The sequence below is a fragment of the Corallococcus sp. AS-1-6 genome, from assembly GCF_020037015.1.
Classification (GTDB): domain Bacteria; phylum Myxococcota; class Myxococcia; order Myxococcales; family Myxococcaceae; genus Corallococcus.
The window spans coordinates 29,356-41,902 of sequence record NZ_JAIQDE010000004.1; the positions used below are offsets into that span (position 1 = coordinate 29,356).

The following is a 12,547-nucleotide window of genomic DNA, read 5'->3' on the forward strand; positions in this document are numbered from 1 at the left end:
TGTGCGCGGCCCGGGCTGTCGTGCGTGGAGGGGGAGCGCGGGCTTTCACCCCGGGTGCAGGCGTGCGAGGGGCCCGCGCGTGCGTTGACGCAGATCGACGCCTCCCCTAGCTTGGCCGGCTCCCGGCACCGCCCCTTTCCGAGGACAGGAAGGGCCGCGCCGCGAGCACCCCGTATGATGCGCAGGACGGACGAGGAGTCGGGTCAGGGGGAGGCGCCGCGGGACGAGCGTGCTCCGGATGACCTCATGCCCGTGCTCCGCGTGGAGTACGACACCGACGTCCAGGAGGGCCATGTCGCGCCCGTGCTCCGGGTCCGCTCGTCGTGGCCGCCGCGAGAGTCGGAGGACGCCGCGCCCGCGCCGAAGGCGACGGAGGTGAAGGGCAGGGCGTCCGCGAAGGCGAGGACGCTGACGTTCCGCGAGCTGGACTCCGCGGCGCTGGCCTCCATGCCGGCCTCCCACCGCGTGAACCGAGCGCGTCCCGCCGTGCCGGGTGACGCTCCCGTGGCCGATGCCTCCACGCCGGACCGCCTTCGTGTGGACGACGCAGCCGCCGCGCGTCCGCCTGTGGAGGCACCCGCGCCGGACCTCGTCCGCGTGGACGACGTGGCCGACGCACGTCCCCCTCGGGAGGCGCCGGCCCGCGATGTATCCGCCTCCGGCGACGTCACCCCCGCGGAGCGCGAGGCCATGCAGGCCGCCGTGTCCTCCGGGCGCCGCCGCGAACAGTGGGTGGCCCCCACCTATCTTCCGGAGGACCTCCGCGACGCGCTGGTGGCCGAGCGCAGCCAGTACCGCGCGCAGCGGCTCCAGGAGGCCCGTGAAGTGGGGCTGGCCGGGCCCGGCGTGCTGGGGCTCGTGCCCGTTCCCGCCGCGGATCCGGACTGGTCCGGTGGCTCGCTGCTCGGCTTCCTCGGCGAGGAGCTCGTCTTCGCCGGCAACATCGTCCACCTGGACTTCGAGTCCGGCCGCGTCTTCGCCGCCTCCGACTCCGGCGAGGACCTGGACCGCCGCGTCCTGTCCTGCGAGCGCTGGTGCTACCGGCCCTACGACTTCGCGGAGGCCCTCTGCGCCGCCGCGGCCGCCTACGAGGACCGCGTCCCCGCCCTCACCACCGCCCTGTCGCGCGCGAAGGGCGAGCTCCTCCCGTCCACGCCGTCCCCCCGCGACGCGGAGCTCATCCCCGTGGACCGGCTGTGGCGCCAGCCGTGGGGCAGCATCTGGGGCCCTCCCGGCACCGGCAAGACGACCGCCGTCGCGGACCTCATCGCCCGCGCCCTGCGTGCGTTCCCGAATGAGCGCATCCTCGCCGTGGCCCCCACCAACCGCGCCGCGGACGAGCTGGTGATCCGCGTCAGCGCCCTGCTGGAGCGAGACCCCATCCCCCTGCGCCCCCTGGCCCGCACCATCTTCCGGGGCGGCACTGGCGCCAGCGAGGCCCTCCACAAGCTGCCCACCGTGGCGCTGGAGGAGAACAAGACGAGCAAGCTGCTCAACACCATCCAGCAGCGCGAGCGCGAGCTCACCCTGGAGCGCTCCCGGGGCGGCCCCGCGCCGGAGCTCGCCCGCATGCAGGCGGAGCTGCGCAGCCTGCGCGGCCGCGTGAAGGACCCCACGCTCAAGGAAGCGGAGAAGGGCGACAGCCCCCTCATGGTCCTCACCGTGCACCGCGCCCTGCGGCTGGTGTCGGAGCTGGAGGGCGAGGAGACCTTCCAGCGGCTCGTGGTGGACGAGGCCGGCATGGTGACGCGCGCGGCGACGGCGCTGCTCGCCCCGCTGGCGAAGCAGGTGACGCTCGCGGGCGACCCCAAGCAGATCGGCCCCGTGAGCCGCGCGGCGGAAGGAGCTGGGAAGGGCACCCAGACGTGGCTGCGCGCCAGCGCCCTGTCCCACCTGGAGGATGCGGTGAAGGACGCGGAGCGCCCGGACGTGCTGCTCCTGCGCACCCAGCACCGCATGCACCCGGACATCGCGAAGGTGGTGAGCCACTTCTGCTACGGCGGCGCGCTGGAGGACGGCGACCTGGTGAAGGACCGGGCCCTGAAGCCCGCGCCCGTGCCCGCCTTCCCGTCCCGCGCGATGTGGCTGGTGCTGGACGGCCTGAGCCGCGACACCCGCCGCCTCACGCACGGCCGGGGCGAGACGGGCTCCGGCTACCAGCGCGAGCTGTCCGCGGAGCTCGCCGTGACGCTGGCCCGCCAGGCCGTGCGCCTGGGCCTCACGGTGCTGTGCGTGACGCCCTACCGCGCCCAGGCGGCGCTCCTGCGCAAGCTGGGCAACGCGGCGGGGCTGCGCCACGACATGTTCAGCGCCTCCACCATCCACCGCCAGCAGGGCACCCAGTACGACGTGGTGATGGTGGACACGGTGGCCGGCGGCCGGCCCTTCCCGCCGCACACGCTGGTGCCCATCCTCAACGTCGCCGCCAGCCGCGCGAAGGAATACCTGCTGGTGCTCGCCTCGCGCGCGGAGGCCCGCGCCTCGCCCGTCCCCGCGCGCTTCCTGTCGCTGCTCCCCCGCGTGCGCGTCCACGCCGGCACGCCGCCGAAGCTGGAGCTGCTCGCCACCCAGCCGCGCCCGCCTCCGCCGCCCCCGCCGCCGCTGGTGCCCATGGGGCTGGGCGGCGAAATCGCCGGCGGCAGGGACACGGGGCCCCTCTTCACGCAGGAGCAGGTCTCCCTCTTCGAGCGCCGCTTCGACGACGGCCACCACCTGGTGCGCGGCGTGGCCGGCAGCGGCAAGACGTACGTGCTGGCGCACTGGGCCGCGCGCTACCTGCTGGAGAACCCGCGCGCCCGGGTGCTGGTGTCCTTCTACAACCGCTCGCTCGCGCCGCTCGTGGACAAGCTGCTCATGGAGGCGCTCACCGTGCGCGCGGGCCCGGAGCAGGTCCGCCCGCTCCGGGCCCAGGTGACGGTGAAGCACGTGGGCGCGCTCCGGCGCCTGGAGCCGCACGCCTTCGACGCCGTCTTCGTGGACGAGGCGCAGGACATGGACGCCAGGGGCCTGGCGGCCCTGCACGCGCTGGTGCGCCCCCGCGTGGACGCGGACGGCCGCGAGTCCCGCTGCTTCCAGTTGTTCATGGACGACTCGCAGAACGTCTACGGCCAGGTGCCCATCGACAGCCTCAAGGAGCAGCTCCCCGAAGGGCTGTCCTTCCGGGGCCGCACCCGCGTGCTCAAGGAGACCTTCCGCGCCACGCGCGACATCCTCGACGTGGCCTTCAACGTCGTGCTGGACCCCTTGCGCCAGCACCGCGTCACCGACCCCGGCATGCGCGAATACATGAAGGCCGGGGAGCTGGCCCGCGAGCGGCTCCTGTGGCTGCCGGAGGAGACGCTGGAGGGCCTCTACCGCGTGCAGTCCACCGAGCGCGGCGGCGTGCTGCCCCAGGTGAAGGACTTCGCCTCCAGCACCAGCGAGGCGCGCTGGGTGGCGAAGGAGATTGCCCGGCTCGTGCGTGAGGAGGGCGTCCACCCCGGCGACATCCTGGTGGTGGCGCCGGTGATGCCCGCGTCGTTCACGGACGCGCTGCGCAAGGCGGGCGTGCCCGCGGAGGCCTACGGCGGCAAGGGCGGGCGGGACGTGACGGACTTCCGGGTGAGCGGCGTGGACCACGTGCGCGCCACCACGGTGTTCTCCTGCAAGGGCCACGAGTGCCCCGTCGTCTTCTTCGCGGGGCTGGAGGCCCTGGACTCCATCGAGGCGTGGATGGCGGGCGGGCGCCAGCGCAACGAGCGCGAGAACGAACGCATCCGCCGCGCGATGTTCTACGTGGGGGCGACCCGCGCGATGAAGCGCCAGTACCTCACCGGCGTGCGGGGGGGGCGCTTCCTCCGGGTGGCCGCGTCCTACGTGGAGACGCTGTCCGGCCACCGCCCGGCGCCCTGAAACACAGGGCGCGGGACTTGTTACATCCGCCAGCCGCCAGGCACGCCCGCGCTCTTGCCGAACGCCGGCTGCGCGTACACCTCACGGAAGCGCGCGCGCAGCAGGTCGAACGTCTGCTGGAGGTCCGGCGCCGCGGCGCGCGCGTCCGGCAACTGCCCGCCCATCCGCGCGAAGCAGCGGCTCATGGCGCCATCCAGCCACTGCGTCACGGCGGCGGTGTCCTGGTCCTGGAGCCGCTCGAACACGGACAGGGCGCGCTCCAGCGTCTCGCCGACCAGCTCCGTGGAGTCGACCGCACTCCCAGCGCAAAGCCTCGCGGCCCGAACCTCCAGGGCCGGACGATGCTTGCGAACAAACTCCCCGAAGGCATGCAGATTCACGGTGACCATTCTTAACCCTTCGCCCCCACGCTGTCAGAACGCTGGCCGCGAAAAACCTTGGCTTCCGGACACCGTGAATCGTGTCGGTGGAAAAGGGTGGTGGGATGAATCATGTATCACTCTCCGTCCTGGCAGGCGAGGGACCGGGAGCATTTCGCCCGGGCCGTGGGTCGAGCGGGCCACCCCGTGGGATCGGGCAGACCCAGGGGTCCGGCGTTGTTCTCCGGCGCGTTTCGTTTCAAGGAAAGCGAGAGACATGCGTCGCACGGTGGAGCTGACGGACATGGCAGGGAATGACGAGGGGCCTCGCGTCCTCTTGTTGCCCGGGCTGGGCGCGCGTGGATCAGGCTTCCGCGAGCTCGCCCTGCGGCTGACGGACGTGGCGCGCCCCGTCATGGTCGAGTACCCGGAGGGCGAGCACGCCGCGTGCGGCGCGAGGGCCCTGGCGGAGCAGGTGCTGCGCGTGACGGGGAGCGTGGACGCGGTGGTGGCCAGCTCCTTTGGCGGCATGGTGGCGGCGCACCTGGCCGCGGGCGGCGCGACGCGTGGCGTGGCGTTCCTGGGGGCCTTCACCCGCACCTCGCAGGTGGGGCCTCGCGGCAGGCTCATCGCGATGATGGGCCCCATCGCGGTGCTGGGACGCCCCGGGCGCGTCGCGGCGTCGCTGGCGGCGTGGCGGCCGGTGGGCTCCGGGCAGGTGGCGGACGTGGTGCCCACCACGGCGCTGGAGCGGCTGACGACGCTGCGGCGCGCGTTCTCCATCCACGCGGAGCCTCCGCCGCCGGACCTGCGCCCGCTGAGCGTGTCGTGTCTGTGCATCCAGGGGGACCGCGACGTGCTGGTGCCGCCGTCCTCGCTGGAGCGGCTGGCCGCGTCGCTGCCGGAGGGCACGCCCCGGCACCTGCTGCGCGGCGCGGGCCACGTGCCCTATTTCTCGCACCCGGAGGAGTGCGCGCGGCTGCTCACGCCGTGGCTCCAGGCGCTCGCGCCCGCGGGGCTCGCGGCGCTGGCGGCCCGCGGACTGACTCCGGACGTGGGCTCCGCGGCCTGACGCCGCGCGCGGCCTTGACAACCCGCCTGCGGCGCGACGGATCCGTCCGCCCGTCGGGGGGGTGTACGGATGCGGGCGCGGGAAGTAGCTTCGCCTCCGCCGATGTCGACCCGTCCTCTTCGCGCGCTCCTCTTCCTGGCGTTCCTGTCCACGACGGCACAGGCCGCCGCGGAATCCGTTCCGGCCCTGACGGCCTCGCCCGTGCTGCCCACCGCTCCGGCCCGGGCCGCCGCTCCGGCGCCCGCGCCCCGCCGCACCGTGCTGCTGCTGGGCGACAGCCTCATCGCCACGGGCTTCGGGGAGTACCTCCAGAACCAACTGGCCGCGCACCCGAGCATCCGCTGCGAGCGCCGCGCGAAGTCGTCCACGGGGCTCGCGCGCCCGGACTTCTTCGACTGGCTGGAGGTCGGTCAGCAGGAGGTGCGGCAGCACCAGCCGGACGTGGTGGTGGTCATCCTGGGCGGCAACGACGGGCAGGCCCTGCACACGCGGCAGGGGCGCGCCACCGTGGCCTGGGGCAAGCCGGACTGGCAGGGCGAGTACCGCCAGCGGCTCACGGACTTCGTCACGGCCATCTCCGCGCCGGGCCGCAAGATTGTCTGGCTGGAGCTGCCCGCCACGGGCCGCCAGCGCTTCGAGCAGAAGCTCACGGTGATCCGCGACCTGCAGCGGGAGGTCATCGCCGCGCGCGGGGACGCCGTGCACCTGGAGACGCGGCCCTACTTCACGGACGCGCGCGGCAGGGCGCTGAAGCAGGCCCGCGTGGAGGGCTTCCGCAAGCCCATGCGCCTGCGCATGACGGACGGCGTGCACTTCACCGTGGCCGGCGGGCGCTACTTCGCGAACAAGGTCTACCCGGAGGTGCTGGGCGTGCTGGGCCTGGAGCACGCGGAGCCCGGTCCCCAGCACACCACGCGCCCCGCCGCCGCGCCCGTGAAGCCTGCGATGCAGGCCCTGGCCCCGGCGGCCCCCCCGGCTCCGGCGGCGCCGTAGCGGCCCTCCCGCTTCAGGAGTGGCGCGGCCAGGAGCTCTCGCTGCCCGCGTCGGGACGCAGCCTGCGCACGGCGCGCAGGAGCAGCTCCTCGTCGCGCGGGTTGGCCAGGAAGCCGCGCGCCTCCAGCTTCCGCGCCCGGTCGAAGCCCTCGTCGTCCGACGTGCCGTGGACGATGAGCGCGCCCTCGATGTGGACCTCGCCCGCGAGCAGCCCCTCCATGGCCTGGAGGGGGGCGAGCACCACGTCGGTGTCGCGCGTGTGCAGCACCTCCAGCGGCGTGGCGACGCGGGACGGGATGCCGTTGCGCGAGAGCGTGCGGGAGATGAGCACCGCCGTGACGGGCGGCCAGCCGTAGAGCATCAGCGGCGGGCTGGGCACGGCGGGGCGGCTCGGCCCCTGCGCGGCCCCGGCCGTTTCGCGGATGCCATAGAGGGCGCTGAGCGCGCGGGACAGGGCGCCGTCCGAGGCCAGGTGCGGCTCCACGCGCGCCTTGCCGGACACGGCCCGCACGTCATCCACCGCGTCCAGCGACAGAGGCGCGGGCACGGCCAGGTGGAGCACCTCCCGGTCCTCGCGCGTCTCCAGCCGCAGCGGCACCACGCCGTACTGCCGGGCGATGCGCGCGGGCACCAGCCGGGTGAGGGCGCGGTCGAGCGGGTGCCGGTCCAGGTCCACGGCCTCCACGTCGAACTGGATGGCCAGCGCGCGCAGGACGTCCGCCTCCGTGCACACGCCCTCGCTCACCAGGGCGCGGCCCAGCGGGACATGGACCTCGTGGTGGTGCACCAGCCCCAACCGGAGCTGGCCTTTGTCGACCACTCCCAGCTCCAGGAGGATCTCCCCCAACGGGCGTCTGGTTCCGATTTCCATGCCCACTCAACGTGGCAACCCGTCCGGCCCGCGACGACGGTCGGGCGGGGGCCCGTCCGCCCGCCTGCCCTCAAGACGCGTGAAGCGGGAAGAGCGCCTCGTAGGCCTCCGGCTTGAAGCCCACCGTGACGGCGCTCCGGGTGACGAGCACCGGCCGCTTCACCAGCTTCCCGTCCTTCGCGAGCCACTCCACCAGCTCCGCGTCGGAGGCCGCGTCCACCTTCTCCTTGCCGAGCGCGCGGTAGCTCTGCCCGCTGGTGTTGAGCCACTTGCGCACGGACACGCCGCTTCGGGGAATCCACTGGCGCAGCTCCGCCACGCTGGGGGGCTGGTCCACGATGGGGCGCGTCTTGTAGGAGACGCCTCGCGCCTCCAACCACTTCAGCGCCTTCTTGCAGGTGTCACAGCCGGAGTACGCCAGCACGAGGATGTCATCGGACATGCGCGGGCTTCTACCAGAGCGCTTCCGGGAAGAGAGACCATGAACCGCTCCGCCACGCTCCATATCGTCCTGTCCGTCCTCTGCCTGCTGGGAGGCGGAGTGGGGTGCTCCGGGGAGACCGGACCCGCCGGGGAGACCCCGTCCGGCGTCGTGCCCGACAGCGGCACCCCGGACCGCGACGCGGGCACGTCCGACGCGGGAAGGGATGACGCCGGCACGTCCGACGCGGGCACCCCCGACGCGGGGACATCCGATGCCGGCGCGGATGCGGGCACCCCGGACGCGGGCGCCGCGGATGGCGGCGGGGTCATCCCCGCGGATGGCGGCACGCAGGTGGCGGGCACGATGCCCGCGCGCCTGACCCTGGCCGGCTCTCCGTACCGCGTCGTGGGCAACGCCCAGTACGTCGTCACCATCCCCAAGGGACAGACGACGACGGTGGAGCCGGGCGTGGTCATCGACTTCAAGGGGAACCCGGCCGTGACGGAGGCGGACGTGCGCGACGGCGCGCAGGACGTGATGAACCACCAGAACGGCCGCGTGGAGCTGCGCGTGTACGGCCGCATCCTGGTGCAGGGCACCGCCAGCGCTCCGGTGACCCTCACCTCCACGAACCCCCATGGCTGGTGGGGCATGAACTTCTTCGGAGACCAGTCCAAGGGGGACGGCGACCCCGTCTTCCAGCACATGGTCTTCGAGAAGGTGCGCAAGAACGACTACAACGGCGACCGGGACCGCACGCGCGGCGCGCTGTGGGCCTACTACCCGGGGCCGGTCACCATCGAGCACTCGCTCTTCCGGGACAACGAGTCCTCCGGCAAGTGCGGCGCGCTGGACCTGATGTTCACCGACGGCTCGGTGGTGACGGACACCCTCTTCGAGAACAACCGCACCCGGGACATCGACCGCTTCGCCACCGGCGACGGGGCCACGTCCGGCGGCGGCGCCATGTGCGTCACCCACGGGCGCAACTCCATCGTGCGCGGCAACACCTTCCGGAACAACACGCTGTCCGCCTTCCGGGGCAGCCAGTCCAACGCGCTCCAGCCGCGCGCCTACGAGGTGTGGCCCAACGGGGCGAACCACTACGACCTGGGCGGCGGAGGAGCGCTGCACTACTTCCAGCCGGACCACGACCTCATCGAGGACAACGTCTTCGAGAACAACGCCGCCGTGCGCGGGCCCGGGGCGGCCCTCTACCTGGAGGACGTGCCCAACGCGGGCGTCACCCTGCGCGGCAACACCTTCACCGGCAACCAGGCCGGCGCCGGGGGCGTCATCGTCTGCAACCGGGGCAGCGGCGACGCCACCGAGCTCGTGCTGGGCCCGGGCAACACCTTCAGCGGCAACACCGTCAACGGCGCGGCGGCCCCGCAGGTGACGGGCGACTGCGCCCGCTGACGAACCGCCCCTGAAGCCGCCAGGGCCCGCGGCTCCCGTCCGCCCGCACGGAGGGCAGGCGGGCCGCCGTGCCTGACGGCCTGCCCCGTGGGGCAGCGAAGCGCATCCTTTCTGGAGCCATCCCATCCCCGGAAGGAGACGCATGGAGGGCACTCGCGCCGAACCCATTCCCGCGCTGGACGAGCCGCTGGACCTGCCAGCGAAGCGCCGGCGGGGCTGGTGGATTCCAGGGCTGCTGGTGCTCGTCGCGCTGCTGGCGTTCATCTTCTCGCGGCACCACGAGGAGGAGGAGTTCCTGGAACTCCTGCGGCAGGCCCGGCCCGCGTGGCTGCTGGTGGCCGCCGCGTGCCAGGTGGGCACGTACCTGTGCGTGGCGGGCATCTGGTGGACGGTCCTGCACCGCTCGCGCATCCAGACGTCGCTCTGGTCGCTGTCGCGGCTGTCCTTGATGAAGCTCGCGTTCGACCAGGTGATTCCCACCGGCGGCGTGGGCGGGTCGCTGCTCGTGGGGCGCGGGCTGCGCCGCCACGGGGCCAGCCCGGGCACCGCCGCGGGCGCGGTGCTGCTCACGGTGCTGTGCTTCTACATCGCGCAGGCGCTGGGCGTGGGCGCGAGCCTCTTCTTCCTCTGGCGCAGGGCCGAGCTGAACGAGTGGATCCAATGGCTCGTCACCGCCTTCGGCGTGGTGGCGTTGATCATCCCGCTGGGCATCCTCTGGGCCACGCGCCACCGCGAGTGGACGCCGGGCCGCTTCGCCCGCCGCATCCCGTCCCTGGGCACGCTGCTCAAGGCCATCGCGGAGGTGCCGCCCGGCATGCTGCTCGACCCCGGCCTGCTCGTGCGCGGCGTCCTGCTGCAACTGGGCGTCTACGTGCTGGACGCGGCCACGCTCGGCGCCATGCTCCACGCGCTGGGGCAGGAGGCCTCCCTGAGCACCGTGTTCGTCAGCTTCATGGTGGCCTCCATGGCGGAGACGGTGTCCATCATCCCCGGCGGCGTGGGCACCTACGAGGCCGCGTCCGTGGGCATGCTCAACCTCTTCGGCGTCCCGGTGGAGGCGGCGCTCGCGGGCACGCTGCTGCTGCGCGGCTTCACGCTCTGGCTGCCCCTGCTCCCCGGCCTGTACATGCTGCGCCACTCCTTCCGCCGCCGCCCCGTGCCCGGAGGGCAGGCAGGCTGACCCCACCGGGAAGGGCCCGGGCCCACGCCGCCGCTTCCCGAGCCCGCCCGTCTTGCGCGATGGTTCGCCCCGCGTGGACGACACCGGAAGCGAGAGCGAAGCACTCATGAACCTGGGCCCGGCGCTGTTCCTCCACCCCGGCGTGAAGGTGCGGCCGTGCGAGTGGGGCATGGGCGTCTTCACCGACACCTTCATCGCCGCGGGCGAGCTCATCGAGGAGTGCCACTACCTCAAGGTCCCGCAGCGGCAGTGCCGCGGCGAACCACTCGACGACTATGTTTTCGAGATTCGTTGGCACCGCCACGAGGAGCCCCGCAAGGGCGACTGGGTCGCGCTCGTGATGGGCTACGGGATGATCTACAATCACGCCAGCGACCCCAACGCGTCCTACAGCCGCGCGGAGGATCGCGATGTGTTCCGGTATCACGCACTGCGGGACATCCACCCGGGTGAGCAGATCTTCATCAGCTACGGGGAGAACTGGTGGAAGGCGCGAGGTGAGGAAGTTCCTCCCTGAGTCGCTTCGCACCGTGTGCGCACCTGACAGGTGCGTTCGCACTTCCTGCTCCGTGAGGGCGGCTTCTTCCTCGGGAAAGCGGGGAAACGTCCGGAAATGAATTCCCCCTGTCCGCGGGGGGGGCAACCAGTACAATGCGGGCCGCCTGTGCGCCGGTCGTCCGTCAGGCCGCGCGGGTGCGAGGAAAGTCAGACATCATGCCATTGCGTCGTTTCTATCTGTCCTCCGCTCTCGTGCTGTCCGCCTCCGCCTGCACCGGCAACATCGGTGGGCAGGACGCGGAGCTTGAAAGCGCGGCGGCACCCGCGCGGGTGCGCCGGCTGACGCGCGACGAGTACAACAAGTCCGCCTCCGCGGTGCTGGGCACGCCGGTCGACATCGCCCAGGGCTTCGCCGCCGAGGACACCATCCTCGGCTTCTCCACGCACGAGCGGCTCCAGGTGACGTCGCTGCTGGCGGATCAAATCGACACCGCCGCGGTGTCGCTGGCGGAGCAGGGCAAGTCACAGCTCAGTGACTTCTACGCGTGCCCGCAGGGCAGGACGCAGGACGAGTGCGCGCGGTCCTTCATCCAGCGCGTGGGCGAGCGCGCCTTCCGCCGGCCGGTGACGGCGGACGAGGAGGCGGACCTGCTGGCCCTCTTCAACGAGGGCAAGAAGGGCGGGACCATGGAGACGGGCGCGGAGCTGGTGCTCCAGGCGCTCTTCTCCTCCGCGTCGTTCCTGTACCGCACGGAGCTGGGGCCGGAGGGCGCCCGCAAGGGCCAGGTGGTGGAGCTGACCGCCTACGAGCTCGCCTCCGAGCTGTCCTTCATGGTGACCGGTGGACCGCCGGACGCCACGCTGCTCGCCTCCGCCAAGGCCGGCACGCTGGCCTCGCCCGACGAGCGCGAGGCCCAGGCGCGCCGCCTGCTCAAGACGCCGGCCGCGCAGGTGAAGCTGCGCCAGTTCTTCGTGGAGTGGCTGGGGCTGGGCGGCCTGGCCAAGGTCAACAAGAACAACCTCGTGTACCCGGACTACAGCGTGGACTTCCGCGACTCCATGGTCCGCGAGCGCGACGCGTTCATCGACTTCATCGTGAAGAACCACTCGGGCTCCGTGGAGGAACTCCTGAGCGCCAACTACTCGTTCGTGGACGAGACGCTGGCGAACTTCTACGGGGCGCTGGAGCGCACCAACGTGGATGCCGACACGGGCCTGGGCCGCGTGACGCTGCCGCCGGAGCGCCTGGGCATCCTCACGCAGGCGGGCGTGATGTCCACGTACGCCCACTTCGACTCGTCCTCGCCCATCAAGCGCGGCAAGTTCGTGCTCACGCGCATGCTGTGCCGCACGGTGCCCGCGCCGCCGGCCAACGTGTCCACCATCCCCCCGGCGCTGTCGGAGAACGCCACCACCCGCGAGCGCTTCGCGGCGCACACCGACAACCCCGCGTGCGCCAGTTGCCACAAGACCATCGACCCCATGGGCTTCGGCATGGAGGACTTCGACGGCCTGGGCCAGCACCGCACGGAGGAGAACGGCCGCACGGTGGACGCCAGCGGCGCGGTCATCGCGAAGGACGGCACCACCCGCCTGAGCAGCTTCACCGGCGGCGCGCAGCTCGCGCGCTACCTGACGACGAGCGAGGAGCTGGCCCACTGCGTGCCGCTGCAGTTCCTGCGCTACGCCATGGGGCGTGACGAGCACGTGTCGGACGCGGCGCTGCTCTCCGCCATGCGCACGGGCCCCTACCGCACGGACCGCCTGAAAATCACCGAGGCGCTGGTCAGCCTGGTGCGCTCGTCTTCCTTCACCCAGCGGCGCCTGCCCACCCGTTGAG

10 protein-coding genes are annotated in these 12,547 nt (G+C 72.6%); 7 read left to right on the top strand and 3 right to left on the bottom strand.

Going from position 1 to position 12,547, the window contains the following annotated elements; genetic code table 11:
* The first annotated feature begins 174 nt into the window (after positions 1–174).
* Positions 175–3,891, top strand: coding sequence for an AAA family ATPase (locus tag K8612_RS07085; RefSeq protein WP_223761705.1), 3,717 nt, complete (start codon positions 175–177; stop codon positions 3,889–3,891).
* 20 nt (positions 3,892–3,911) lie between these two features.
* Here K8612_RS07085 and K8612_RS07090 read toward each other — a convergent pair whose 3' ends face one another.
* Positions 3,912–4,271 carry a hypothetical protein gene (locus tag K8612_RS07090; protein WP_223738583.1) on the bottom strand — a complete coding sequence of 120 codons (360 nt, stop codon included), beginning with the start codon at positions 4,269–4,271 and terminating at the stop codon, positions 3,912–3,914.
* A 256-nt stretch (positions 4,272–4,527) separates the two neighbouring features.
* On the opposite strand from K8612_RS07090, the gene K8612_RS07095 reads away from it, so the two are divergent.
* Both K8612_RS07095 and K8612_RS07100 read left to right on the top strand, forming a co-directional pair.
* Positions 4,528–5,322 (top strand): alpha/beta fold hydrolase, encoded by a 795-nt coding sequence (locus tag K8612_RS07095; RefSeq protein ID WP_223738584.1) that lies wholly within the window; start codon positions 4,528–4,530, stop codon positions 5,320–5,322.
* Positions 5,323–5,424: 102 nt separating this feature from the next.
* Positions 5,425–6,315, top strand: coding sequence for a DUF459 domain-containing protein (locus K8612_RS07100; RefSeq protein WP_223761706.1), 891 nt, complete (start codon positions 5,425–5,427; stop codon positions 6,313–6,315).
* 13 nt (positions 6,316–6,328) lie between these two features.
* On the opposite strand, the gene K8612_RS07105 is transcribed toward K8612_RS07100, so the two are convergent.
* Both K8612_RS07105 and K8612_RS07110 read right to left on the bottom strand, forming a co-directional pair.
* Positions 6,329–7,186 (bottom strand): general secretion pathway protein GspE, encoded by an 858-nt coding sequence (locus tag K8612_RS07105; protein ID WP_223761707.1) that lies wholly within the window; start codon positions 7,184–7,186, stop codon positions 6,329–6,331.
* A gap of 70 nt (positions 7,187–7,256) precedes the next feature.
* Positions 7,257–7,628, bottom strand: a complete 372-nt coding sequence (locus K8612_RS07110) for a Spx/MgsR family RNA polymerase-binding regulatory protein (RefSeq protein ID WP_223738587.1) — start codon at positions 7,626–7,628, stop codon at positions 7,257–7,259.
* A gap of 39 nt (positions 7,629–7,667) precedes the next feature.
* Between K8612_RS07110 and K8612_RS07115 the strand changes: the two genes are divergently transcribed.
* The 4 genes from K8612_RS07115 to K8612_RS07130 all read left to right on the top strand — a co-directional run bounded on the left by K8612_RS07115 (position 7,668) and on the right by K8612_RS07130 (position 12,546).
* The gene (locus K8612_RS07115) at positions 7,668–9,029 is read left to right on the top strand and encodes a right-handed parallel beta-helix repeat-containing protein (protein ID WP_223761708.1); all 1,362 of its coding nucleotides are present in this window, start codon (positions 7,668–7,670) and stop codon (positions 9,027–9,029) included.
* A 142-nt stretch (positions 9,030–9,171) separates the two neighbouring features.
* Positions 9,172–10,209, top strand: a complete 1,038-nt coding sequence (locus K8612_RS07120) for a lysylphosphatidylglycerol synthase transmembrane domain-containing protein (RefSeq protein ID WP_223761709.1) — start codon at positions 9,172–9,174, stop codon at positions 10,207–10,209.
* 73 nt (positions 10,210–10,282) lie between these two features.
* Complete coding sequence (locus K8612_RS07125; RefSeq protein ID WP_223738590.1) at positions 10,283–10,726, top strand: SET domain-containing protein-lysine N-methyltransferase; 444 nt, start codon at positions 10,283–10,285, stop codon at positions 10,724–10,726.
* A gap of 197 nt (positions 10,727–10,923) precedes the next feature.
* Complete coding sequence (locus tag K8612_RS07130) at positions 10,924–12,546, top strand: DUF1592 domain-containing protein (RefSeq protein ID WP_223761710.1); 1,623 nt, start codon at positions 10,924–10,926, stop codon at positions 12,544–12,546.
* The last annotated feature ends 1 nt before the right edge of the window (position 12,547 follow it).